Origin of the sequence: Streptomyces sp. NPDC014764 (assembly GCF_043082785.1) — a bacterium.
Lineage (GTDB): Bacteria > Actinomycetota > Actinomycetes > Streptomycetales > Streptomycetaceae > Streptomyces > Streptomyces althioticus.
Genome location: NZ_JBIBXY010000002.1, coordinates 241,262 through 266,054 on the forward strand (window position 1 = coordinate 241,262; position 24,793 = coordinate 266,054).

Annotated in this window: 19 protein-coding genes and 1 pseudogene; 9 read left to right on the forward strand and 11 right to left on the reverse strand. The window is 72.3% G+C overall.

What is annotated here, in order from left to right; genetic code table 11:
• Positions 1-203 precede the first annotated feature (203 nt).
• A pseudogene (locus ACF1AG_RS06170) lies at positions 204-2,150 on the forward strand (beta-N-acetylglucosaminidase domain-containing protein); the annotation flags it as partial.
• A gap of 66 nt (positions 2,151-2,216) precedes the next feature.
• Entirely contained in the window at positions 2,217-2,582 is a 366-nt protein-coding gene (locus tag ACF1AG_RS06175) for a discoidin domain-containing protein (RefSeq protein WP_387797530.1), read from the forward strand.
• A 65-nt stretch (positions 2,583-2,647) separates the two neighbouring features.
• Here ACF1AG_RS06175 and ACF1AG_RS06180 read toward each other — a convergent pair whose 3' ends face one another.
• The 6 genes from ACF1AG_RS06180 to ACF1AG_RS06205 form a co-directional block, all read right to left on the reverse strand.
• Positions 2,648-3,325, reverse strand: coding sequence for a putative N-acetylmannosamine-6-phosphate 2-epimerase (locus tag ACF1AG_RS06180; protein ID WP_359607806.1), 678 nt, complete (start codon positions 3,323-3,325; stop codon positions 2,648-2,650).
• A complete protein-coding gene (locus ACF1AG_RS06185) occupies positions 3,322-4,287 on the reverse strand; it encodes an ROK family protein (RefSeq protein WP_359607808.1) in 966 nt (321 codons plus the stop codon). The genes ACF1AG_RS06180 and ACF1AG_RS06185 overlap by 4 nt, the downstream gene beginning before the upstream one ends.
• Entirely contained in the window at positions 4,284-5,243 is a 960-nt protein-coding gene (locus ACF1AG_RS06190; RefSeq protein WP_359607810.1) for a dihydrodipicolinate synthase family protein, read from the reverse strand. The genes ACF1AG_RS06185 and ACF1AG_RS06190 overlap by 4 nt, the downstream gene beginning before the upstream one ends.
• A gap of 89 nt (positions 5,244-5,332) precedes the next feature.
• Positions 5,333-6,817 (reverse strand): exo-alpha-sialidase, encoded by a 1,485-nt coding sequence (locus tag ACF1AG_RS06195; protein WP_391809385.1) that lies wholly within the window; start codon positions 6,815-6,817, stop codon positions 5,333-5,335.
• 25 nt (positions 6,818-6,842) lie between these two features.
• Complete coding sequence (locus ACF1AG_RS06200; RefSeq protein ID WP_359607814.1) at positions 6,843-7,865, reverse strand: acetylxylan esterase; 1,023 nt, start codon at positions 7,863-7,865, stop codon at positions 6,843-6,845.
• Positions 7,866-8,115: 250 nt separating this feature from the next.
• Positions 8,116-8,868: a FadR/GntR family transcriptional regulator gene (locus tag ACF1AG_RS06205; protein WP_387797275.1), complete on the reverse strand. Its 753-nt coding sequence runs from the start codon at positions 8,866-8,868 to the stop codon at positions 8,116-8,118.
• A gap of 201 nt (positions 8,869-9,069) precedes the next feature.
• Here ACF1AG_RS06205 and ACF1AG_RS06210 point away from each other — a divergent pair, with 201 nt between their 5' ends.
• The 7 genes from ACF1AG_RS06210 to ACF1AG_RS06240 all read left to right on the forward strand — a co-directional run bounded on the left by ACF1AG_RS06210 (position 9,070) and on the right by ACF1AG_RS06240 (position 18,116).
• Positions 9,070-10,623, forward strand: coding sequence for an ABC transporter substrate-binding protein (locus ACF1AG_RS06210; protein ID WP_391809524.1), 1,554 nt, complete (start codon positions 9,070-9,072; stop codon positions 10,621-10,623).
• A gap of 75 nt (positions 10,624-10,698) precedes the next feature.
• On the forward strand, positions 10,699-11,649 hold the full coding sequence (locus tag ACF1AG_RS06215; protein WP_359607713.1) for an ABC transporter permease: 951 nt from the start codon (positions 10,699-10,701) through the stop codon (positions 11,647-11,649).
• Positions 11,649-13,622 (forward strand): dipeptide/oligopeptide/nickel ABC transporter permease/ATP-binding protein, encoded by a 1,974-nt coding sequence (locus ACF1AG_RS06220; RefSeq protein WP_359607715.1) that lies wholly within the window; start codon positions 11,649-11,651, stop codon positions 13,620-13,622. The genes ACF1AG_RS06215 and ACF1AG_RS06220 overlap by 1 nt, the downstream gene beginning before the upstream one ends.
• Complete coding sequence (locus tag ACF1AG_RS06225) at positions 13,619-14,644, forward strand: oligopeptide/dipeptide ABC transporter ATP-binding protein (RefSeq protein ID WP_387797271.1); 1,026 nt, start codon at positions 13,619-13,621, stop codon at positions 14,642-14,644. Before ACF1AG_RS06220 ends, ACF1AG_RS06225 begins: the two co-directional genes overlap by 4 nt.
• A 333-nt stretch (positions 14,645-14,977) precedes the next feature.
• Positions 14,978-16,042: a biotin/lipoate A/B protein ligase family protein gene (locus ACF1AG_RS06230; protein ID WP_391809386.1), complete on the forward strand. Its 1,065-nt coding sequence runs from the start codon at positions 14,978-14,980 to the stop codon at positions 16,040-16,042.
• 179 nt (positions 16,043-16,221) lie between these two features.
• The gene (locus ACF1AG_RS06235) at positions 16,222-16,890 is read left to right on the forward strand and encodes a hypothetical protein (RefSeq protein ID WP_359752650.1); all 669 of its coding nucleotides are present in this window, start codon (positions 16,222-16,224) and stop codon (positions 16,888-16,890) included.
• A gap of 371 nt (positions 16,891-17,261) precedes the next feature.
• Positions 17,262-18,116: a CAP domain-containing protein gene (locus ACF1AG_RS06240; RefSeq protein WP_359599652.1), complete on the forward strand. Its 855-nt coding sequence runs from the start codon at positions 17,262-17,264 to the stop codon at positions 18,114-18,116.
• Positions 18,117-18,155: 39 nt separating this feature from the next.
• Here the strand turns inward: ACF1AG_RS06240 and ACF1AG_RS06245 are convergent, their stop codons facing one another.
• The 5 genes from ACF1AG_RS06245 to ACF1AG_RS06265 all read right to left on the reverse strand — a co-directional run bounded on the left by ACF1AG_RS06245 (position 18,156) and on the right by ACF1AG_RS06265 (position 24,769).
• Complete coding sequence (locus tag ACF1AG_RS06245) at positions 18,156-19,679, reverse strand: NCS1 family nucleobase:cation symporter-1 (protein ID WP_359599651.1); 1,524 nt, start codon at positions 19,677-19,679, stop codon at positions 18,156-18,158.
• A 27-nt stretch (positions 19,680-19,706) separates the two neighbouring features.
• Complete coding sequence (locus ACF1AG_RS06250; RefSeq protein ID WP_359599650.1) at positions 19,707-20,708, reverse strand: TIGR03842 family LLM class F420-dependent oxidoreductase; 1,002 nt, start codon at positions 20,706-20,708, stop codon at positions 19,707-19,709.
• Positions 20,709-20,719: 11 nt separating this feature from the next.
• A complete protein-coding gene (gene hydA / locus ACF1AG_RS06255) occupies positions 20,720-22,123 on the reverse strand; it encodes a dihydropyrimidinase (protein ID WP_359599649.1) in 1,404 nt (467 codons plus the stop codon).
• A gap of 88 nt (positions 22,124-22,211) precedes the next feature.
• Complete coding sequence (locus ACF1AG_RS06260; RefSeq protein WP_359599647.1) at positions 22,212-23,054, reverse strand: nitrilase-related carbon-nitrogen hydrolase; 843 nt, start codon at positions 23,052-23,054, stop codon at positions 22,212-22,214.
• A gap of 155 nt (positions 23,055-23,209) precedes the next feature.
• On the reverse strand, positions 23,210-24,769 hold the full coding sequence (locus ACF1AG_RS06265) for a PucR family transcriptional regulator (protein WP_359599646.1): 1,560 nt from the start codon (positions 24,767-24,769) through the stop codon (positions 23,210-23,212).
• Between the last annotated feature and the right edge of the window lie 24 nt (positions 24,770-24,793).

Consider the following 24,793-nt stretch of genomic DNA (forward strand, 5'->3'; position numbering starts at 1 on the left):
GTAAGCGCGTGCTGCCTGGGTACGCCACCCCCGGGGCCGTACGGGCCGTCGCGTTGGCCGGAGTGAAGCCGGGCAGGGAAGAGGTCTAGACCCCATACGTCTTACGTCCTACCGTCGGTGGGCGGCAACATCCTCGCGCACAAGCCGATTTCCCGGTCCGTACCAATGCTGGAGGTCTCGTGGAAAAACGCACGACAACACTGATGGTGCTCGGCGCGTGCTTCGCGCTCGCAAGCACCCTGACGGCCGGGGCTCCCTCGGCCGGAGCCGCGCCGCCGGCGGGTCCGCGCGCGGCCGCCCCGCTGCCGCCGGTCACCCCCGTCCCGCAGTCGATGTCCCGCGCCGGTGACGACGTCCCCGTCACCGGACGCGTGATCGTCGTCGCGGACGCGGACACCGACGTCGCCGCCCGCACCCGTCTCGTCGCGGAGCTGAAGCGGCACGGCGCCGACCGGGTCGACGTCGTCCCGCCCGGGGAGGTCCCCCGCGCCGCGGCCGGTCTGCTGACCGTGCGGCTCGGCCCGGCGGCCCGCCCCGACCTGGCGGAGGAACTCGGCGACACGGCCGTACCCGAGCAGGCGGAGGGCTACGCCGTGCGCGTCGCACGGTCCGGGCGGGGCGCGGAGGTCACCCTGGGCGGCGCGGACGAGGCCGGCCAGTACTACGCCGTGCAGACGCTGCGTCAGCTCCTCGTCCGCTCCGGGAGCGGCTGGAAGGTGGCCGGCGCCCAGGTGGCCGACCACCCGTCGATGCCGCTGCGCGGCACGATCGAGGGGTTCTACGGGCATCCCTGGACCCACGCCGAGCGCCTCGACCAGATGGACTTCTACGGCGACGTCAAGGCCAACACCTACATCTACGCGCCCAAGGACGACCCGTACCACCGCGACAAGTGGCGCGATCCCTACCCGGCGGAGAAGCTGGCGGAGCTGGGCGAGCTGGTGGACCGGGCCACGGCGAACCACGTGCGCTTCACCTTCGCGGTCTCGCCGGGCGGGTCGATCTGCTACTCCGACCCGGCCGACCGCAAGGCGCTCAAGGCCAAGCTCCAGGCGCTGTACGAGCTGGGCACCCGCGCCTTCTCCGTCCCCCTCGACGACATCGACCACAGCCGCTGGAACTGCGAGGCCGACCGGGCCGCGTACGGCGAACCGGGCACCGGGGCGGCCGGGAAGGCGCAGGCCGATCTGCTGAACGACGTGCAGCGGGACTTCGTGGCCACCCACGACGGCGTGTGGCCGCTCCAAATGGTGCCGACGGAGTACTACAACCACACGGAGTCCGCGTACAAGCGGGCCCTGCGCGAGACCCTCGACCCCGAGGTCGAGGTGATGTGGACCGGGGTGGGCGTGGTGCCCGACGGGATCACGAACGAGGACGCCGAACAGGCCGCGAAGGTCTTCGGCCGCAAGGTGTTCGTCTGGGACAACTATCCGGTCAACGACTTCGGCAACACGAGCGGACGGCTGCTGCTCGCCCCCTACGACAAGCGCGAGGCGGGCCTCTCCGACCACCTCTCCGGCGTCGTCGCCAACCCCATGAACCAGCCGTACGCCAGCAAGGTCGCCGTCTTCGGCACCGCGGACTTCGCCTGGAACGACCGCGCGTACGACGCGGACCGCAACTGGCGGCAGGCCCTGTCCTACCTGGCAGGCGGCGATCCGGAGGCCACCGAGGCCCTGCTGGTCTTCGCCGACCTGGAGCACCTGGCCCCGACCTTCGGCGACACCCCCTGGCAGCCTCAGGCCCCCGGACTCGCCCAGCGCGTCGGTGCGTTCTGGACGGAGTGGGACGACGGCGACCGTGCCGGCGCGGTCCGGGCGCTGCGCCCGTACGCGGCCGCGGTCGAACGCGCCCCGGCCACCATCCGCTCCGGCGCCGTGCAGGAGGGCTTCACCGTCGACGCGGCGCCCTGGCTGGACGCCACCGAGCTGTGGGGCCGGGCCGCGGTCCGGATGATCGACGCGCTCGCGGCGCGGCAGGAGGGCGACGAGGAGGCGTCCGACCGGCTGCTGGCCGAGTCCGCCGCCCTGCAGGAGCAGGCGCGCGCCGTACGGACGGACCCGCCGCGCAACGCGTGGGGCGCGGTGCAGCCCAAGGTCGGCGACGGCGTGCTCGACGCCTTCCTCACCCAGGCCGAACTGCGGCTGCGGCTCTGGGACTCCGCGGGCGGCGCGCGGAACCTCGCTCCCGAGGGGACGGCGTCCGCGTCCGGTGTGGAGCAGGACCTCGACCGTCTGGCCGCCCGGCACGTCAACGACGGGCGGCTGGACACCCGTTGGGCCTCCGGGTACGCGGACGACGCGTGGGTGCAGGTGGAACTGGCCGAACCGACGAAGGTCGCCGCGGTGACCCTGGCCTGGGAGAACGCCTGCGCGACGGAGTACGCCGTGCAGACCTCGGTGGACGGGACGACATGGCGGACCGTGTCCACGCAGCGTCCGCAGTCGTGCGCCACCGACGTCGTCCGGCTCCCCGGCGACGAGGCGGTGCGGTACGTCCGGATGCAGGGCGTGGAGCGCCGGACCACATGGGGCTACTCGCTGTACGAGCTGGGCGTGTACGGAACGCCCGCCGCCTGATCCCGTGACAGAGGGCTGCCGCCCGGAGGTGTCTCCGGGCGGCAGCCCTCTTCACCTGCCCACGTTCACCCGGCCGTGAGCCCGGCCGCGAACGCCGCCGTCAGCGCGGTCGGCGCGGTGATGGCGGTGCCGACGACGACGCTGTGCGCGCCCGCCGCCAGCGCCTCGGCGGCCTGGGCGGGGGTGGCGATGCGGCCCTCGGCGATCACCGGGACGCTGAGCGCGGCGGCCAGGCCGGCGACGAGGGCCAGGTCCGGCGCGGTCTGCACGGGCGAGCCGGGCACGTAGCCCGAAAGGGTCGTCCCGACGAGGTCGGCGCCCTGTCCGGCGGCCTCACGGCCCTCGTCGAAGGTGGACACGTCGGCCATGACCAGGGCGCCCGCCTCGTGGACGGCCTCCACGAGGTCGGCGAACGTGCTGCCGTCGGGGCGGGGCCGGGCGGTGGCGTCCGCGGCGACGACGGCGGCGCCGGCGTCCACCAGCGCGAGCGCGTGCCGCACGGTCGGCGTGATGAAGACGCCGCTGTCGCCGTCCTTCCACAGGCCGATCACCGGGATGTCGACCGCCGCGACGGTGGCGGCGACGACCTCCGGGTCGTTGACGCGTACGGCCGCGGCTCCGCCGGCCCGGGCGGCGAGTGTCATCCGGACGAGCGTGTCGGTGTGCCGCATGGGGTCGCCGGGCGGGGCCTGGCAGGAGACGATCAGACGGCCCTTGAGGGCGTCGGCGAGGGGCAGGGTCATCGCGGTGCTCCGGTGGCGGTACGGGAGGTACGGGGGTGGTGGAGGGGCAGGGCGCGGGTCAGTGCGGCCGCGCCGAGGACCGCGGCGTCGGGGCCGCCGCGCGGCGGTACGGGACGCAAGCCTCGCAGCGGGGCCATGAGTTCGGCGGCGAACGCCGCGTTGAGGGCGTCCAGGTACAGAGCGCCGATCCGGGGCACTCCGCCGCCCACGACCACGCGGTCGGCGCCCAGCGCGTTGGCGAGCCCGCCCAGCGCGCGGCCGGTGGCCCGGGCGCCGAGCACGACGGCCCCGACGGCGTGCGGATCGCCCTCGGCCGCCCGGACGGCGACCCTCTCCAGGCGGTCGGCGGGAAGGCCGCTCGTCCTCGTGTACTGGGCGGTGATCGCGGGGCCCGAGGCGATCGCCTCGAGGTGCCCGGTCGTGCCGCACGTGCAGGGCAGGCCCTCCGCCTCGGGGCTGGGGATGTGCCCGAGATGCCCTGCGACACCGGCCGCCCCGTGCAGCATGCGGCCGTCCACGGCGACGGCGCCGCCGACGCCGGTGCCGACGGCGGCGTAGATCATCGTGGTGCCCTGCTCGGAGGAGCCGGACAGTTCCGTCGCCGCTGCCGCGCGCACGTCGTTGTCGCAGGCGACCGGCAGGCCGGTGCGGGCGGCGAGACCGGCGGCCAGGGCGGTGCCGGCCCAGCCGTGGATCGTGTCGGTCGCGCTGGTGACGGTCCCGGACCCGGGGTCGATGACTCCGGCTGCGGCGACGCCGATCGCCGACACTCCCGGCGCCCACACCGCACGGACCTCCTTGGCCAGCGCGTCGAGCACCGCCTCCGCGCCGAGGGTCGCCGGTGTGGGCAGGGTGTGCCGGGCCAGGACGCTTCCGTCGGCCGCGACCAGGGCGGCCGCGATCTTCGTGCCGCCCAGGTCGAGTCCGATGACCGGGACGCCGCCCGTACGTCGTGCCGTCATCGGACCGGGTACAGGCCGGCGCCGCGCAGCCGCTCCTCGACGAAGGCGACCGACGCGTCGCCCAGTTGCACCTGCGGGGCGGCGGTGGTTCCCTCGGCGAACACCCCGAGCAGGCGCAGGGCGTGCTTGAAGGCGCCGATCGCGGAGGAGTTGCGGCCCATCTCGCTCTCGGGGCCCGCGTCGACCATGCCGAACAGCTCGACGAGCCGCTCCTGCTCCTTCACGGCGCCGTCGAAGTCACCGGCGCGCACCGCGTCGTAGAGGCGTACGTAACCGGCGGGGTCCACGTTACCCAGGCCCGGCACGACGCCGTCGGCGCCGGCCAGCAGGGCGGCGTCCACGGTGAGTTCGGAGCCGGTGAGGATGCTGAAGCCGGGCGCGGCGCCGTCGGCGCGGCCGTGGCGTCCGCCGAGCGCGACGAGCAGTCGGCGCAGGCCGCCCTCGTCGCCGCTGCTGTCCTTGAGACCGGCCAGGGTGCCGTCCTCGGCGAGCTCGCGGACCAGGGCGACGGAGAGCTTGCTGTGCACGGAGACCGGGAGGTCGTAGGCGTACAGCGGCAGGTCGACGCGGGAGCGCAGGGTGCGGAAGTGGTCCGCGATCTCGACGGGGTGGGTGCGTGCGTAGAAGGGCGCGGTCGCCACCAGGGCGTCGGCGCCGGCCTCGCGGGCGGCCTCCGCGTGGACGAGGACGCGGGGGGTGGTCATGTCGATGACACCGGCGAGCACGGGGACGCGTCCGGCGACGGCCTCGACGACCGTGCGCAGGACCGTCTCCCGCTGCCGGTCGGTGAGGAAGGCGACCTCGCTGCTGGAGCCCAGGGCGAACAGCCCGTGCACTCCCCCGCTCACGAGGTGCTCCACGTGACGGGTGAGGGAGGCGGTGTCGATCTCGCCCGACGCGTCCAGGGGGGTGCAGACGGGCGGTACGACGCCGCGGAGGGGCTGGGACGGGGACATGAGTGTTCTCCTGGGCTTGCTGGTGGTGGAACGGTGGTGACGGGCCGCCGGGCGCCGGGGTGTCCGGCGCCGGGCGGCCCGTGGCCGTGTTACGGCGCGGTGACGGTGAACGTCGTGTCGCCGTAGGAGTGCTGCCGGTCGCGGACGGTGTACTTGGCGGTGGCCTTCACACTGCCGGCGGTGGCGCCGGCGGGAACGGTGACGGGAATCTGCATGTTGGCGCCCTGGCCCGGGTTGAGGGCGGGCACGGGGACCTCGGGGGCGCTCCAGCCGGCCGGGAGGGTCAGGGAGACCTTTCCGCCGGGGAGGGTGACGTCGTTCTGGCTGACGACGCGCACGGTGACGGTCGTGGTACGCCCGGCGGGCAGGGAGGCGGGCGGGGTGACGGTGACCGGGGCGCAGACGCCGCCGAGCCACTGGAGGTCGAAGGACGAGTAGGTGATGTGCTGGTAGTTGGCTCGCTCCCAGAGCATGCCGACCCGGGGGTTGGCGGAGGTGCCGTCGCTGAGCGGGGTGAGCGTGGAGTAGGCGGCCGAGCCGGCCTCGGCGGTCTTGCGCACCGGCCAGGTCCGGCCGTCGTCGCAGGAGAGGCGGACGGTGAGGTTGCTGCGGCTGTTGGTGGTCGCCGTGTTGCTGAACATCAGCCACTTCGCCCGCGGGTGGGAGGCGCTCACGCCCGGTGCGAAGCGCGCGACGGAGCCGTTGTTGGCGGGGTCGGGAAGCTCGGTGTCCTGCTGGAAGGGGGTGTAGGTGACGCCGCCGTCGCTGGAGTAGGCCACCTTGCGGTAGGGCGCGGAGCGGCTGTTGAGCATGACGCGGCCGTCGGAGAGCTCGACGGTCTTGTTCTCGTCGGCGCCGGGTCCGAGGAGTTGGCCCGCCTTCCAGGTGGCGCCGTGGTCGTCGCTGTAGACGCTGAGGGCGTAGTTGCCGCCGTTGTACCGGACGGCGTACTGCTGGATGAGGCGGCCGGCGTACTGTCCGTGGCGGAGCTGGATGCCCTCGCCGGAGGCCGCGAACATGCCGGCCCAGGCCGGGTTCTTGATCTCGGCGGTGATCCGCTCGTGCTTCCAGGTCAGACCGTCGTCGTCGGAGTAGCTGTAGTCGGCCTGCTGGACGTTGGGGTCGTTCTCGTCGTTGCCGGTCGCCGAGCCGAAGTAGCCCTGGTTCACGGTCGAGGAGTAGAAGGCGAAGATCCGCCCGGTCTCCCGGTCGACGAGGAGGCTGGGGTCGCCGTTGCCCTTGGGCGCGGCCTCCTTGCGCACGACCTGCTGGGCCTGCCAGGTGGCGCCGTTGTCGGTGCTGCGCCGGATCACGACGCCGATATTGCTGGGCAGGTCACCGAGGGTGGGGCGGGCGTCGTAGGCCGCGATCAGGGTGCCCTTGGTGGTCCGGGTCAGGGCGGGGATGCGGTAGTAGGGGGAGCCGGTGCCTGCGGTGGCGATGTCCTGCGAGGCGAGGGTGCCGGGAGTGTGGGCGGCCTGCTGGTCGGCGGTGTGCGCGGCGGGCGTGCCGGCGGCCAGGAGGGCCAGGGCGGCGGTCGTGGTGGCGGCGGCCAGGGTGACTCTACGCTGCATGGACGGACCTCTTCTCGGGGCGGGGTCAGGCGAGTTGGGGATCGTGCAGGGTGGAGAGGGCTGGGTCGCCGAGGGCGTGCGGAGGGGTGAGCAGGTCCCGGACCCAGGCGAGCTGCTCGCGGCGGTGGTGGCCGCCGCCGCCCTCGTGGCCGTTGAACTCGTAGACCCGCAGGTCCTTGGCGCCGCCGTAGCGGTGGTACGCGGCGAAGCACGTGGAGGGCGGGCAGATGTCGTCCATCATCGCGATGGAGAACAGCGTCGGGGCGGTGGCGCGGGAGGCCAGCACGGCCGCGTCGACGTAGGACAGCGTGGTGAAGACGGTCGCGGTGCGGTCGCGGTGGAGCCCGAGGTATTCCGCGATCTCGGTGTAGGGCGGTGCGCCGGCGACCGACGCGCCCCTGCGGATGTCGCACAGGAACGGGGTGTCGGGCATGACGCCCGCCAGGCCCGGGACGAGTGCCGCGACGGCGAGGGAGACGCCGCCGCCCTGGCTGTGGCCGGTCACGACCACCCGGTCCGGGTCGACGGCGGGGTGGGCGCGGGCGGCCTCGGTGAAGAGGACGGCGTCGGTGTACACGCGCCGGTAGTAGTGGTTGTCCGGGCTGTCCACGCCGCGGGTGAGGAATCCGGGCACGTCGCCGTGGGAGGAGACCGTGTCGGGGGTGTCGCCGCCGGCGGTGGACCAGCCCTGGCCGCGGGTGTCCATGATGAAGTGCGCGTAACCGGCGGTCGCCCAGAGGACCTGCTCGTGCGCCAGGCCGCGGCCGCGTCCGTAGCCGAGGAACTCCACCACGCAGCCGAGCGGACCGTCCGCCCCGGCGGGCAGGTGCAGCCAACCGCGCACGGGTTCGCCCGCGAAGCCGGGCACGGCCACGTCGTACGTCGTGACCTGGGTGAGGCCGGTGTCGACGGGCGTGAAGCTCGGGGTGCCACCGGCCTCGCGGGCCGTCCGAAGGGTCCGGTCCCAGAACGCGTCGAGGTCGGCGGGCTCGTCGAGGTCGGGGCGGAGTGCGAGGCACTCGGCAAGGGTCAGGTCCGTGAGTGGCATGGAGGGGGCCCCGGTGGGTGAGGCGTGCGCGCGGCGCAGCGCGGTGACGAGAACTAAGAGCAGACGTCTGATGTCTGTTGTCCTGGGACCCTAAAGACCGCGGCGGGCGACCGTCAAGTACCCCGCCCGGCGGGCCCGCTCCTCGCCCGGGCGGCCCGCGGCCCGGCATCACGTGACGGACGCACTCCCGGTACGACGTGGCGGAGGCAGCCCCGTCGGCGGGGCTGCCTCCGCCACGGAAGGACCGGGGTCAGCGACGCGCCCGGGCCTCCGCGATGCGCTGCCGGACCGGCTCGTAGTGCTCGCTCAGGGCCGCCGCGAACTCGGCGGGGTCGCGGTCGCGCACCGCGTCCACGATCCGCTGGTGGTTGGCGATGGTGGCCGCCTCGTGTTCGTGCGTGAAGACGTCCAGGTGCGGCGCGACGATGACGTAGACGTCCCAGAACGCCGTGGACAGCTGCCCGATGAGGGCGTTCCCGAGGGGAGCCAGGAGCAGCGTGTGGAAGGCGCGGTCCGCCTCGACGAAGCCGTGCCCCTCGCCGGCGCCGGCCCGGCGCATCTCGTCGACGAGCCCTTCCAGGCGGTCGATCTGTTCCTCGCTGAGCGCCTCGACGAGCTGTTCCGCCATCCCCCGCTCGAACAGCTCGCGGACCTCGATGAGATCGCTCATCACCTGGAAGTCGTCGTCAGGGCTGAGCAGACCGCGGAAGGTGAGGCTCTCCACCAGGGCGGACAGGCTCAGCCGGCCCACATAGGTGCCGTGACCGTGCCGCACCTCGACGATGTCGAGGGCGGTGAGGATCCTGATGGCCTCCCGCACGCTGGAACGGCTGGCGCCGAGGGCCTCGCACAGGGCGGGCTCGGTCGGCAGGGGGTCACCCGGGCGCAGCTCGTTGCGCAGAATGTACGCCTTGATGCCGTCCACCACCTCCTGCCGCAATGGTTGTCGTGCCGCTTTGGGCTCCGGATCGGTCTTCCGAATCACCCTTTGTCCCACCGCCACCTCTTGACCCCTTCCCTTTGCCCGGCTACGTTCCCACGCTATCAAGCATCGGACATCAGACGTCTGATGCTCACGCGACAGGGTGGGTAGAAACCGGCCCGTCGTGCAAAATCAGCCATTCCGCTTCTCCCACCGTGACTCCCCCGCCAGGAGGGTTCCTTGTCCCCGCGCAGCTCAGCCGGCGTCGACCGCCGCACGTTCATGAGATACACCGGCGCCATCGGTGTGGCGACCGCGATCACCGCAGGTCTCTCCGCCTGCGGTGGGCCTGGCAGCACCGGTGACGAGTCCGGCGGCTCGGGCGGCAGCACCGACACCATCGAGGCAGGTCTGTCGTACCCCCTGTCCACGGGTTTCGACCCGATGATCACCTCCGGCGCCACGCCGTACGCGGCCAACATGCACATCTTCGAGGGTCTCGTGGACCTCGACCCGGTCACCCTGGTCGCCCGTCCGACGCTGGCCACCCAGATGCCGCAGAAGATCAACGCGACCACCTACCGGGCGACCCTCCGCAAGGGCGCCACGTTCCACGACGGCTCGCCGGTCACCGCCGAGGACGTGGTCTTCAGCTTCGAGCGGGTCCTGGACCCCGAGAACGCCTCACTCATGGCGCAGTTCGTGCCCTTCATCGACCAGGTGACCGCGGTCGACACGGCGACGGTCGAGTTCAAGCTGAAGTACGCCTTCGCGCTCTTCCCCTCTCGCATATCCGTGGTACGGATCGTGCCGAAGAAGATCGCCGGCGCCGACGCCAAGGCCTTCGACGCCAAGCCGGTCGGCTCGGGCCCCTACCGCTTCGTGTCGGCGGTCCGCGAGGACAAGATCGTCATGGAGGCGTACGACAAGTACAACGGCCCGCACCCCGCCAAGGCCAAGAAGATGGTCTGGCACCTGATCGCCGACCCGTCGGCCCGCGTCAGCGCGCTCAAGTCCGGGCGCGTGCAGGCGATCGAGGACGTGCCCTACATCGACATCACGGGCATCAGCGGCAAGGACAAGGCCGAGTCCGTCCAGTCGTTCGGCCTGATGTTCCTGATGTTCAACACCAAGGACAAGCGCTTCGCCGACAAGCGGGTGCGCCAGGCGCTGCACTACGCCCTCGACACGGAGAAGATCATCTCCACGGCCCTGCTGGGCAACGCCGAGGCCGCATCCGGGTACGTGCCGGCTACGCACCCCGACTACCACAAGGCCGCAACCGTCTACAGCCACGACCCGGCCAAGGCCAAGAAGCTGCTCGCCGAGGCGGGCGTGGGCAAGCTCTCCTTCACACTGCTGCTCACCGACAACGGCTGGATCAAGGACATCGCGCCGCTGATCAAGGAGAGCTGGGCCGCCGTCGGCGTCGACGCCAAGCTCGACATCCAGCAGTCGGCCGCGCAGTACGCCAAGATCGACCAGGGCAGCTTCGACGCCCTGGCCGCCCCCGGCGACCCGTCCGTCTTCGGCAACGACGCCGACCTGCTGCTGCGCTGGTTCTACTACGGATTCTGGCCGGAGAACCGTTACGGCTGGACGGGCAGCGACGCCTACAGGAAGGTCAAGTCGCTGCTGGACAAGGCCGCGGCGGAGCCGGACGAGGCCAAGCGCAAGGACCTGTGGGGCCAGGTCACCGACACGGTCGCCGACGAGGCCGCCCTGTACCCGGTGCTGCACCGCAAGCTGCCCACCGCCTGGCGTGAGGGCGCGCTCACCGGGTTCAAGCCGCTTCCCACCACCGGGCTGTCCTTCATCGACGTCGGCCGCGCCTGACCCGCACGACCACGACGACGGGCCGCCGCGCCGTGACGGGCGGCGGCCCCCGCCCCAATCGCTAGGAAACCCACGATGGTTGCTTTTCTCCGGCTCGCGCTGCGCCGCGTCGCGATGATGCCGGTGATGATCCTCGGCATCGCCGCGCTGGTCTTCGTCGTCCTGCAGTTCTCGCCGGCCGACCCCGCGTACAACGCCCTCGGCGACAGCGCGAGTCCCGAGGCCCGTGCCGCGTTCGCCGAGGCGAACGGCCTGAACGACCCGCTGCCCGTCCGGTACTTCGCCTTCCTCGGTGATCTGGTCCAAGGTGACCTCGGCGTCACCATGGCCCCCAGCCAGCCCGTCACCGACCGGATCGCCACCGCGTTCCCGCTCACCCTCCAGCTGACGCTTCTCGGCCTCACGCTGGCCATCGTGCTGGCCCTGGTCTTCGGCGTCCTCAGCGCCGTCTACCGCGACCGCTGGCCCGACCAGGTCTTCCGGGTGCTGTCGATGGTCGGCATCGCGCTGCCCTCGTTCTGGCTCGGTGTCCTGCTCATCCAGCAGTTCGCGCTGAACATCCCCGTCTTCCCGACCGGCGGTTACGTCAATCCGGCCGACTCCTTCTCCGGCTGGCTGGAGAGCCTCGCGCTGCCCGCCCTGGCCCTCGCCCTGCCGGTCGCCTCCTCGCTGGCCCGGCTGATCCGCACCTCTATGGTCGCCGAGCTCGACCGGGACTACGTGCGCACCGCCCGCGGCAGCGGTCTGCCGCCGTTCATGATCATCCGGTCGGTGCTGCGCAACTCCCTCATCACCCCGCTGACCGTGCTCGGCGTCAAGGTCGGCTACATGCTCAGCGGCGCCGTCGTCATCGAGGCCATCTTCGACCTGCCCGGCATGGGCAAGCTGATTCTCGAAGGCGTCAACGGAGGCGACGTCGGACTGGTCCAGGGCACCGTCCTCACGATCGCGATCGCCTTCCTCGTGGTCAACGTCGTCGTCGACCTGCTCTACCTGCTCGTCAACCCGCGTATCAGGACGGTGTGATGTTCGCCCCACGCTCTCTCGCCGAGCGGCTCCGGCCCGGTACCCGCCTGCGCCGGCTGCCCCTCCCCTCGCGCATCGCGTTCGGCGTCCTGCTGGTGGTCGTCCTCGGCGCGCTCTTCGCGCCCGTGCTCACCCAGGACCCGCTCGCCACGGGCGTCCCGGCCCAGCCGCCGGGCGCCGACCACTGGTTCGGCACCGACCGGGCCGGCCGCGACGTGTTCGCCCGCGTGGTGCACGGCGCCCGCTACTCCCTCGTCATCGGCTTCGGCGCGACCCTCCTCGCGCTGGCCATCGGCTCGGTGCTGGGTGCCCTGGCGGCCACCTCGCGCAAGTTCGCCGACGAGTCGGTGATGCGCACGCTGGACGTCGTCATGTCCTTCCCGCCGATCGCCCTGGCCGCCGTGCTGGTCGCCGTGTTCGGCCCCAGTCTCCCGGTCATCATCTTCACCATCGCCTTCGTCTACTCGCCCTCGCTGGCACGCGTCGTCCGGGCCAACGTGCTGGAGCAGTACGGCGAGGACTACGTCGCCGCGGAGCAGGTCATCGGCGCCCGCCGCCACTACATCGTGGCCCGGCACGTCGCCGTCAACTGCGCCGCGCCGGTGCTGGTGTTCGCGACCGTCATGGTGGCCGACTCGATCATCTTCGAGGCGAGCCTGTCCTTCATCGGCGCCGGTGTGCAGGACCCCGACCCCAGCTGGGGCAGCGTGCTGGCCTACGGCCGGCAGATCCTGCTGTCCGGCGGCTGGTGGGCCACCCTGTTCCCGGGCCTGTGCCTGCTGATCACGGTGCTCGCGCTGAACGTCCTGTCCGAGGGCATGACGGACGCCGCCGCCTCCCCGGACAAGGCCCGCGCCGACGGCGGCGACACCGTCGAGAAGATCGCCGCCGCAGAGCCGGCCGCCGGCCGAGCCGCCGCCGACGCCGCCCTCGCCGAGCTCGCCACCCGGATCGAGGCCACCGAGCCCGCCGTCCGGCCGCTGCCCGACGACGCCCCCGACCTGCTCGTCGTACGCGACCTGTCGATCCGCTTCCCGGACCGCTACGGCGACATCCGCGTCGTCGACGGCATCTCGTTCACCGTCCGCGAGGGCGAGACCATGGGACTCGTCGGCGAGTCGGGCTGCGGCAAGTCGATCACCAGTCTGGCCGTCATGGGCCTGCTGGCCCGCAACGCCGAGGCGTCGGGCGAGATCCTCTACCGGGGCCGCGACCTGCTGAAGCTGTCGCCGAAGGAGCGCCGGGCGCTGATGGGCCCGGAGATCGCGATGGTCTACCAGGACGCCATGTCGTCGCTGAACCCGTCGGTGCTGATCGGCACCCAGCTCAAGCGGCTCACCTCCCGGGGCGGCACCCGCACCCCGGCCGAACTGCTCGAACTGGTCGGCCTGTCCCCCGAACGCACCCTGCGCAGCTACCCGCACGAGCTCTCCGGCGGCCAGCGGCAGCGCGTGCTCATCGCGATGGCGCTCTCCCGCAGCCCGCGGCTGCTGATCGCCGACGAGCCGACCACCGCGCTCGACGTGACCGTGCAGGCCCAGGTGGTCGAACTGCTGGTGAGGCTGCGCGACGAGCTCGGCTTCGCCATGGTGCTCGTCTCGCACGACCTGGCCCTGGTCGGCGACCTCGCACACCGGGTCGCGGTCATGTACGCCGGACAGGTCGCCGAGGCCGGCGACACCCGCGCCCTGCTGACCGACCCGGCGCACCACTACAGCAGGGGCCTGCTGGGCTCCGTCGTCTCGCTGGAGGCGGGCGCCGACCGGCTGCACCAGATCCGCGGTGTGGTGCCCGCGCCCAAGTCCTTCGGGGCCGGCTGCCGCTTCGCCTCGCGCTGCGCCGCCGCCACCGAGTTGTGCGCCACCACCCCGCCGCCCGCCGCCGACCGCGGCGACGGCCCCGACCACCTGTTCGCCTGCCACCACCCGGCGCCCGTGCGCCCGTCGGCCAAGTCGCTGGAGGGTGCCCGATGACCGCCCCCGAGGAAACCATGACGGACCCGCTGGTGCGGCTCGACGGCATCCACGTCCGCCACAGGGCGCGCAGCGGCGGCATCCTGCGCCGGGACGCCGTGCACGCCCTGACCGACGCCTCGCTGGAGGTGCGGCGCGGTGAGATCCTCGGCCTGGTCGGCGAGTCCGGCTGCGGCAAGTCCACCCTGGCCCGGGTGGTCACCGGGCTCCAGCGCCCGACCGAGGGCACGGTGCACTTCAAGGGCCAGGACCTGTGGCAGATGCCGGCCGCGGAGCGCCGCAGCCGCTTCGGGGCGAGCGTCGGCGTGGTCTTCCAGGACCCGTCCACCGCCCTGAACCCGCGCCTGCCCGTGCGCCGGATCCTGCGCGACCCGCTGGACGTGCACGCCCGGGGCACCCGCGCCGAGCGCGAGACACGCGTCGAGGAGCTGCTGGACCTGGTGGGCCTGCCCGGACACACGCTGGAGGCCCTGCCCGGGCAGCTGTCCGGCGGGCAGCGCCAGCGCGTGGCGATCGCCCGCGCCCTGGCGCTGGAACCGGAGCTGATCGTCGCCGACGAGCCGACCAGCGCGCTGGACGTGTCGGTACGCGCGCAGATCCTCAACCTCCTGGTGGACCTGCGTGCCCGGCTCGGCCTGGCGATGGTCTTCATCTCCCACGACGTGCAGACCGTGCGCTACCTGGCCGACCGGATCGCGGTGCTGTACCTCGGCCGGGTGGTGGAGGAGGGCCGGTCGGGGCAGGTCACGGGCGACTCCCGGCACCCGTACACCGAGGCGCTGCTGTCGGCCACGCCCAGTCTGCTGGAGCGTCCCGAGCGGATCGTGCTGCACGGCCCGGTGCCGTCGGCGACCAACCCGCCGTCCGGCTGCCCGTTCCGCACCCGCTGCTGGAAGGCGGACGACGCCTGCGCCGCCGCGTTCCCGGCCGCCTCCACGGCCCCTGACGGCCACCGCTGGCACTGCGTGCACCCGCAGCCGGCCGCCGAGGGGACCGCAATTCCGGCTGCCGGCGCCGTCTGACGCGCTCGGCCGGCGGGGGACGGCTTGCGTCCGTCCCCCGCCGGCCGCGCACCCGCCGCACCCCTGTGCCGGCACACCCGCCGCACCCCTGTGCCGGCACGGGTCCGCCGGTGTGCCGGCACACCGCGTGGAGGCTCCCCCCGGCCCAGGCCGCGCGCGGGCTCCGGCCCGAAGGCGGGGGCCGCTCCCTGCCCGGCGCGACCGTCCCGAACCCGCACGGCTCCCTCCCGCTCCGCCTCTCCCGGTCCGGAAAGCGTGCCCGGCGCGGCCGGGCACGGGAACATTCCGGACAGCCCCGTTGTTGGCAGTCGCGGTCGGACGAAAGGCGGAGTCGTGCACGGTGAGTACAAGGTTCCCGGCGGCAAGCTCGTCGTGGTGGACGTGGACGTGAAGGACGGGGTGCTGCGGCACGCGCGCGTGGCGGGCGACTTCTTCCTGGAACCGGACGAGGCGCTGGACGCCGTGAACGCCGCCCTGGAGGGCGCCCCGGCCGACACCGACGCCGCCGGTCTCGCCGCGCGGATCGAGGCCGCCCTGCCGGCGGGGACCGTGATGTACGGGCTCACGGCGGAAGGCGTCGGCATCGCAGTGCGCCGCGCGCTGGCGCACGCCACGGACTGGACCGACTACGACTGGCAGCTGGTGCACGAGGGCCCGCAGCCGCCCGCGCTGCACATGGCGCTGGACGAGGTGCTGACCGCCGAGGTGGCCGCCGGGCGGCGCCCGCCGACGCTGCGGGTGTGGGAGTGGGCCTCCCCCGCCGTGATCATCGGCAGTTTCCAGTCGCTGAGCAACGAGGTGGACCCCGAGGGCGCCCGCCGGCACGGTGTCGACGTGGTGCGCCGAATCTCCGGCGGCGGCGCGATGTTCGTGGAGCCGGGCAACACCATCACGTACTCGCTGTCGGTGCCGGAGGCGCTGGTGCAGGGCCTGTCCTTCCAGGACAGCTACGCCTACCTCGACGACTGGGTGCTCGGCGCGCTCGGCGACATGGGGATCCGCGCCTGGTACCAGCCGCTGAACGACATCGCCACCGACCAGGGCAAGATCGCGGGCGCGGCGCAGAAGCGGATCGTGGGCCCGGACGGCGCGCCCGGCGCGGTGCTGCACCACGTGACGATGGCGTACGACATCGACGCGGACAAGATGCTCGAGGTGCTGCGCATCGGCAAGGAGAAGCTGTCGGACAAGGGCACGAAGAGCGCGAAGAAGCGGGTGGACCCGCTGCGCCGGCAGACGGGGCTGCCGCGCGAGGCGGTCATCGGGCGGATGGTCGACTCCTTCCGCGCCCGCTACGGACTGACGCAGGGCAAGGTGACGGACGCGGAACTGGCGCGCGCTCAGGAACTGGCGCGGACGAAGTTCACCGCGCCGGAATGGGTCGCGCGGGTGCCCTGACGCTCAAATCCCCCTATTCGCAGAGGAACTGCGGCAAGCGGCCGCTGATGCGGAACCGCGCCGTCACTGCGTGCCTACGGAGCGAGTTGAGCTCTTCCGCACCTTGACGAAGCGTGTGACACTGGCGTCCCGTCCGCAGTGCGGACCCTCTCCGCACCGTCCCCCACGAGAAGTGCGCCGTGCGTTCCTTTCCTCTGCCGATCGCCCTGACCGCCCGTCTGTCGCCGGTGGTCGTCCTCGCCGCGGCCGGATGGGCGCTGTCCTCCGGCCCGCTGGCCACGCCCGAGGCCTCCGAAGAGAAGCCGACCGGGAAGACCGCCTCGGAGCAGTCGCCCACCGCCCCGTCCGAGACGCAGGCGGTGAAGACGTACGCCGCGGCGCCCGAGCCGTGCGCCGCGCTGTCCGCGAAGACGGTCAAGTCCCTCGTGCCGGGCGCGAAGACGGCCGGCAAGGAGATACCGTCCACGGACTCCGACCTGCGCCGCACCTGCTCGTGGAACGCGCTCAAGGGGTACGACTACCGCTGGCTCGACGTGTCCTTCGAGGTGCTGGCCTCCGACGAGGCCGCGGAGAAGTCGTACGACGGGCGGCTGGCGGAGAAGAGCGGCGGGGGTGCCGTCCCGGGGGTCGGGGACGCGGCGTACTCGGTCGTGAACATCACCACCGAGGACAAGCAGGACACGCGTGAGGGTGTCGTGGTGGCGCGGGCCGCCAACGCGCTGGTGATCGTCACGTACAACGGCAGCGACTTCGAGTCGAAGAAGGCGCCGAGCACGGAAGAGATCAACAAGGGCGCGATCAAGGCCGCCAAGGAAGCGGTGGCCGCCCTGCAGAAGACGCAGGGCTGACCCGGAAGCCGATCCGGAACCAATGGTTCCGTGACATCAGTCACAGCCCGTTCCCGATCTGACCGGGTCGCTTAGTAGACGGGGCCACGGCGACATGGGGGACTTGTCCGTCTTGACGGGAACGCGGACCGGGCCCGCACAGGTGGCGGGCCGGCCGGTATCCGGATGCCCGTGCTTCGTCGCCGCACGGCACTTTCTGACGTGACGGCAGACGCTCCCGGCACCCTCCCGGCGGCCGGTCGGCATGCTCTCCCGCCCGTCGCAAGGGTCCGGACGGCCTACGAAGCCGAGTAGTACGTCAGCCCTTTGCGCCCCGCGCCGGGCCGTCCGAAGAATGACCAGCCTCCGCACACCCAGGGGTGAGGTCACGCATGGGAATCCATCGCCAGCAGAAGAAGTACCGGCGGACGGTCGTCACCGCGGTCGCCGTCGGCGTCATCGGCATACCCTCGGTCGCCATGGCCTGTACCGACTGGCCGGGCGGCGGACAGCGGGAGGACCGTGCCACCTCGGTGCCGTCCGTCGGGGAGGACCGCTGGGACGGTCCCGGCTGGTACAGCCGCTGGCGCAGCCAGCACGAGGGCGACCCGTCGCCGGTGGCCTCGGGCTCCCCCGGCGCCTCCGCGAGCCCTTCCGAGGAGGCCCGCAAGCACCACGGCGGCAAGCCCTCGCAGAAGCCGAAGAGGAAGGCCACCAAGCCGGCCTCCGCGGCCCCCTCCACCACCACGGCGGCCCCGAAGCCCACCACCGCGGCTCCCGAGCCCTCCACGGCCGCTCCGGCGCCTTCCACCACCGCGCCGAAGCCGACGACCGCGGCCCCGGAACCGACCGCCTCCGCTCCGAAGCCGACCGCCTCTGGCGCCGTCGCCCAGGTCGTCGAGCTGGTCAACCAGGAGCGCGCCGAGGCCGGCTGTGCCCCGGTGACCGCGAACTCCACGCTGAACACGGCCGCCCAGCGGCACAGCGAGGACATGGCGTCGACCGGCACCATGTCCCACACCGGCTCCGACGGTTCCGACCCCGGTGAGCGCATCACCCGCGCCGGATACGCCTGGAGCACCTACGGCGAGAACGTCGCCTACGGCTACTCCACGCCCGAGCAGGTGATGCAGGGCTGGATGACCAGCCCCGGCCACAAGGCGAACATCCTCAACTGCTCGTTCGAGGAGATCGGCGTCGGCCTGTCCGGCACCTACTGGACGCAGGACTTCGGCACGGCCCGCTGAGGGGGCGCCGAGGGACCGCGGGGACGCGGCGCCGGGTCCTCACACCCGCCGCCGGGTCCCCGCCATCAGCGCGACGTACACGACGAGCGAGGCCGCGAGGCCGACCGCCCAGCCGTAGTCCGCGAGGGGCTTCAGGAACGGGATCAGCCCGTCCTCGGGGAAGGGCCCCTTGCCGGGCGCCGAGTGGGAGCCGCCCACCGCCAGCACCCCGCCGGTCACGAAGGCGAGGACGGCGTGGACGTTCCAGCCGGACGTGTACCAGTAGCGTCCGCCCGGGGTGTACAGGTCGGTCAGGTCCAGCCGGGTGCGGCGCACGATCCAGTAGTCGGCGATGAGGATGCCGGCGACCGTGCCGAGCAGCCCGCCGACCAGCCCGAGCCAGGTGAAGATGTACAGCTCCGGCGTCTCGGTCAGCTTCCACGGCATGATGACCACGCCGACCACCCCGGTGATCAGCGCCCCCGTGCGGAAGGTGATGAACTTCGGCGCCAGGTTGGCCAGGTCGTACGCCGGTGACACCACGTTCGCCGCGATGTTCACGGAGATGGTCGCGACGAGCACGGTGATCAGCGCGAAGAGCAGCCCGAAGACGTTGTCGGTCTTGGCGGCCAGCTCCACCGGGTCCCAGATAGCCGCCCCGTAGACGGCCTGCGACCCGGAGGTGACGAACACCGACAGCAGCGCGAACAGGGTCATGGTGGTGGGCAGTCCGAGCGTCTGCCCCCACACCTGGGCGCGCTGTCCCGCGCCGAAGCGCGTGAAGTCGGGGATGTTGAGGCTGAGCGTCGACCAGAAGGCGATCATGGCCATCAGGGACGGGAAGAACACGGGCCAGAAGTCGGCGCCCCAGCCCAGCTTCGAGGGCTGGTCCAGCAGCGGACCGAGACCGCCCGCCTTGTTCGCGACCCACGCCAGCAGCACCAGCGCGCCGACGATGACGAACGGCGCCGCCCAGTTCTCGAACCGGCGCAGCGCCTCCATCCCCCGGTAGATGATGGCCAGTTCTAGCGCCCAGAAGAGCACGAAGCAGACCCACAGGGTCCACGGCTGGCCACCCACCTCGGACGCCTCGGCCCAGCCGCCGAACAGCTTGCCCAGCAGCACGAAGATGCCCTGGCCGCCGATCCAGGTCTGGATGCCGAACCAGGCGCAGGCGACCGCGGCGCGGATCATGGCGGGCAGGTTGGCGCCGCGCAGCCCGAAGGAGGCACGGGCCAGCACCGGGAACGGGATGCCGTACTTGGGACCGGCGTGCCCGGTCAGCAGCATCGGCGCGAGCACGATGACGTTGGCGAGCGCGATGGTGAAGACGGCCTGCTTCCAGTCCATGCCGAGCGCGACCAGTCCGGACGCGAGCAGCCAGGAGGGGATGTTGTGCGCCATCCCCACCCACAGGGCGGTGAAGTTGTACGTGGTCCAGCGGCGGCGGGCCAGCGGGACCGGCAGCAGGTCGTCGTTGACGAAGCGGGCGTCGTCGAGGACGGCGCCCGGCGGGAGCTCGACGCGTCCCGCCGGGTCGGGTATCGGGTTCTCTGAAGGCGCGGGCGGGACGGTCGCGGTCATGGGCGTGCCTTTCGCAGTGGTACCGGTTCAGTCGCCGAGTGCCGGGATGATCTCCGCGCCGTACGCGTCGATCGTCGTTTCCTGCGCGTCGTGCATGTCGTACACCGCGAACTGGTCGACCCCGAGGTCGCGCAGCGCGCGGAGCTTCTCGATGTGCGCCTCGGGCGGGCCGAGCAGGCAGAAGCGGTCCACGATCTCGTCGGGCACGAAGTCCGTGGACGGGTTGCCGGCGCGTCCGTGGTGGCTGTAGTCGTAGCCCTCGCGGCCCTTGATGTACTCGGTGAGCGCCTCGGGGACCATGCCGGAGTGCTCGCCGTAGCGGGAGACCAGGTCGGCGACGTGGTTGCCGACCATGCCGCCGAACCAGCGGCACTGCTCGCGGGCGTGCGCCAGGTCGTCACCGACGTAGGCGGGAGCGGCGACGCAGATGGTGACGGAGTCCGGGTCACGGCCGGCCTCGGCGGCGGCGGCCCGCACGGCCTTCACCATCCACTCGGTGAGGAAGGGGTCGGCCAGCTGGAGGATGAAGCCGTCGGCCTTCCGGCCGGTGAGGGCGAGTGCCTTGGGGCCGTAGGCGGCCATCCAGACCGGCAGTTCCCCGTCCCGCACCCACGGCAGCCGCAACGGCTTTCCGTCCACCTCGGCCTCGCGTCCCTCGGCGAGGTCGCGGATCACCTCGATCGCCTCGCCGAGCCGGGCGAGGGTGTTGGGTCTGCGTCCGGCGACGCGCATCGCCGAGTCGCCGCGGCCGATGCCGCACACGGTGCGGTTGCCGAACATGTCGTTGAGGGTGGCGAAGGTGGAGGCGGTCACCTCCCAGGTGCGGGTGCCCGGGTTGGTGACCATCGGGCCGACCTTGAGGCTCGTGGTGTTCGCCAGGATCTGGCTGTAGATGACGAAGGGTTCCTGCCACAGCACGGCCGAGTCGAAGGTCCACCCGTGGGTGAAGCCGTTGCGCTCGGCGCGTTTCATCAGACTGATCACCCGCGACGCCGGCGGGTCGGTCTGCAGGACGAGGCCGAAGTCCATGCGCTCCGCTCCTAGTTGAGGTACTGACAGGTGGACCGCGGGGTGTAGACGCCGTGTCCGGCGTGCCCGGTGTACTCCCGGTCGGTGACGACCGGGACCCCGCGCGAGAACACGGTCTCGACGCGGCCGGTGACCCGCTTGCCCTCGTACGCCGAGTAGTCGACGTTCATGTGGTGGGTGTCGGCGGAGACGACCTGCTCGGCCGCCGGGTCGTAGATGACGACGTCGGCGTCGGCGCCCGGCGCGATGGTGCCCTTCTTCGGGTACAGGCCGAACATCCGCGCCGGGGTGGCGCAGGCGATCTCGATCCAGCGGCGGCGGCTGATGTGTCCGTCGAGGACGGCCTGGTGGAGGAGGTCCATACGGTTCTCCACGCCCGGCAGCCCGTTGGGGATCTTGGAGAAGTCGCCGCGGCCGAGTTCCTTCTGGCCGCTGAAGCAGAAGGGGCAGTGGTCGGTGGAGACCACCTGGAGGTCGTTGGTGCGCAGCCCCCGCCAGAGCGCCGACTGGTGCTCCTTGGGGCGCAGGGGCGTGCTGCACACGTACTTGGCGCCCTCGAAGTCCGGCTCGGCGAGGTTGTCGGTGGACAGGAACAGATACTGGGGGCAGGTCTCGCCGAAGACGGGCAGCCCGTCGTCACGGGCGCGGGCGAGTTCGGCGACCGCCTCGGTGGCGGAGACGTGCACGACGTACAGCGGGGCGCCCGCGACCTGGGCGAGCCGGATGGCGCGGTGGGTGGCCTCCGCCTCCAGCAGGGCCTTGCGGACCTCGCCGTGGAAGCGGGGGTTGGTCTCGCCGCGGGCGAGGGCCTGCTCGACGAGGACGTCGATGGCGATGCCGTTCTCGGCGTGCATCATGATCAGGCCGCCGTTGTCGGCGGAGCGTTGCATGGCGCGGAGGATCTGTCCGTCGTCGGAGTAGAAGACGCCTGGGTACGCCATGAACTGCTTGAAGGAGGTGACACCCTCTTCCACGAGGAGGTCCATCTCCTTCAGGGTCTCCTGGTTCACGTCCGAGACGATCATGTGGAACGCGTAGTCGATCGCGCAGTTGCCCTCCGCCTTCGCGTGCCAGGCGTCCAGGCCCTCGCGCAGGGTGTGCCCGACGCTCTGCACGGCGAAGTCGACGATCGTGGTGGTGCCGCCCCAGGCGGCGGCCCGGGTGCCTGTCTCGAAGGTGTCGGAGGCGAAGGTGCCGCCGAAGGGCAGCTCCATGTGGGTGTGCGCGTCGACCCCGCCCGGGATGACGTACCTGCCGGTGGCGTCGACGGTCCGCTCGGCGGTGAGGGCCTCGGCGGCGGGGGTGCCGGAGGCTGCCAAGGCCGCGATGCGGCCGTCCTCCATGAGGACGTCCGCGTGTACTTCGTCGGAGGCGGTGATGACCAGGCCGCCGCGGATGAGTGTGCGGGTGCTCATGTCCGGTCTCTCCTCGATCTGGGTCCGGTGCGGGTTGTCTGTGGCTGATCGCGCAGTTCCCCGCGCCCCTGAAGGGTCGTCCTGAACCTCAGGGAGTTGTCAGGGGGCCGTAGGCTCCGGGGTTCCTGTCGCGGTAGAACTGCCAGCGGTCCCGGACCTCTCGGAGTTTCGCCAGGTCCAGGTCGCGGACGACCAGTTCCGTCTCCTTGTCGCTCCCGACCTCGCCGACGAAGCGGGCCTCCGGGTCGACGAAGTAGCTCGTGCCGTAGAAGTCGTTGTCGCCGTACTCCTCGACGCCCACCCGGTTGATGGCGCCCACGAAGTACTCGTTGGCGACGGCCGCCGCCGGCTGTTCCAGCTGCCAGAGGTAGCCGGACAGGCCGCGTGAGGTGGCCGACGGGTTGAACACGACCTCCGCGCCGGCCAGTCCGAGCGCGCGCCAGCCCTCGGGGAAGTGGCGGTCGTAGCAGATGTAGACGCCGATCCGGCCGGCCTGTGTGTCGAAGACGGGCCAGCCGCTGTTGCCCGGGCGGAAGTAGAACTTCTCCCAGAACCCCTTGACCTGCGGGATGTGCGTCTTGCGGTACTTGCCGAGGTAGCTGCCGTCCGCGTCGATCACGGCGGCCGTGTTGTAGAGGACGCCGGGCTGCTCCTCCTCGTACATCGGCAGCACCAGGACGAGGTTCAGCTCCCGGGCGAGGCGCTGGAACCGCTCGACGACCGGGCCGTCCGGGATGCGTTCGGCGTACTCGTAGAAGGCGGGGTCCTGCACCTGGCAGAAGTACGGTCCGTAGAACAGCTCCTGGAAGCACAGCACGTGAGCGCCCTGCGCGGCCGCGTCGCGGGCGGCCTGCTCGTGGACCTGGATCATCGATTCCTTGTCGCCCGTCCAGGCGGTCTGGAAGACGGCGGCTCGGATCACTCGGCTCATCGGGACCTCCGGTCGCTCGGTGTGCAGTGAGCCTAGGAAGCGGACGAGCGCGCTTTGAGTGGCAGCGTGTCACGTCTGACGGGGTGCGGCGTGTCACCGTGTCATCCGCGGACGGTCCCATGTGTCACCGCCGTTGCCGCAGGTGGTCGCTCGTTTCAGTGGTGTTGCGCGTCGTGCGCGAGGAGTGCGATGTGCAGGGAGGCGGCCTGTTCGAAGTCGTCCAGGTCCACCCCCAGCCGTATCTGTATCGCCTCCAGGCGGCGGTACAGCGCGGGCCGGGAGACGTGGTGCAGCTGCGCGGTACGGGACTTGTTGCGGCCGGTCGCCAGGTACGTGCGCAGCACCGGCAGGAGGTCCTCGCCGGGGTCGCACAGCAGTCCCGCCAGCTCCCGCTCGGCGAACGACTGCACCTGCGGCTCGTCCCGCAACAGACGGATCAGGCCCCGCAGATGGACGTCGCGCAGCCGCACCACGGGCGGCAGGTCCAGGGCGGCCGCGTCGTCCGCGACGGCGTCGGCGACGTGCCGGGCCTCGCGCAGCCCGGCGGGCACGTCGTCGAAGGAGGTGCGGGCGGCGGCTGCCGCCACCACGACGTGCTCGTCGGCCGGTTCGGCGCGCAGCCGGGCCGCGAAGTGCGCGGTCAGCGCCTCGGCGTCCTGGTCACGGGCGAGGCTGAGCAGCACGGCGGTCGCGGTGGCGGACGTCTCGCCCGCGATGCCGGGCAGGCCGAGCAGCCGCAGCGTCCGGTCCAGCGGGGCGGCCCGGCGTCCGCGCACCACGAGCGGCACGAAGGTGCGCCGGTTGACGGGGAGTCCGGCGGCGCGGGCGCGGGGCAGCAGGTGGCGGGCCGGTACGGCGCCGCCGACCAGGTCGGTGAGCAGGCTGCGTGCGGACTGCTCCTCCCAGGAGCAGCCGGCGCCGCCGAGCATGCGGTGCAGGACGAGCGCCTCGGCGGCCCGGTCGGCGATCAGACGCCCGGTCTCGGTGTCGCCCCGGTAGCCGCACAGCACCAGCCGGCCCCAGGGCTCGCCCCGCCCGCCCAGTTCCGCGCGGATCCAGCCGTCGCCGTCGCTGCGGCCGGCCTGCCGGGCGATGCGTTCCCAGTCCCGCAGCACGTCGTCGACGGCGGACCGCTCCCCCGCGGTGCCGAGGACGCGGTGGGCGAGGTTGGTGACGACGACGGGGCAGCCGCTGTGCCGGGCGATCTCGTCGAGCAGCCGTTGCAGCGGGGCGCCGCCGGTGATCAGTGCGGTGAGTTCGGTGCGGACCGCCTCGGAGAGGCTGACGGCGGCGAACTTCCGCCGCACCAGCCGGGACTGCACCTCCTCGGTCAACTGGGCGAAGGGGAAGGGGCGGTGGAGCACGACGAGGGGCAGCTGGCAGCGCTCCGCCGCGCGCCGCATGGCCTCCGGCGGCGACGGGAACGCCCGGCCGAGGCCGAGGACCACGGCGGACGCCTCGGCGCGGTGCAGGGAGCGGACGTACTCGGTCTGCTTGTGCTCGTCACCGGTGAGCAGCACACCGGTGGTGAGCACCATCTCGCCGCCGCTGAGCATGACGCCGACGTCGGCCGCCTCGGCGACGTGCACCCAGCGCACCGGCCGGTCCAGCCGGCCGGCGCCGGCCACCACCTCGGGCTCCCCGGCGAGGACCCGCTCCAGGGCGAGGACCTGCCGGACCGAGAGGGCCGGCACCTGTGGCTCCCAGGTGGTCATGGCGGCGTCCTCCGGTGGGTGTCG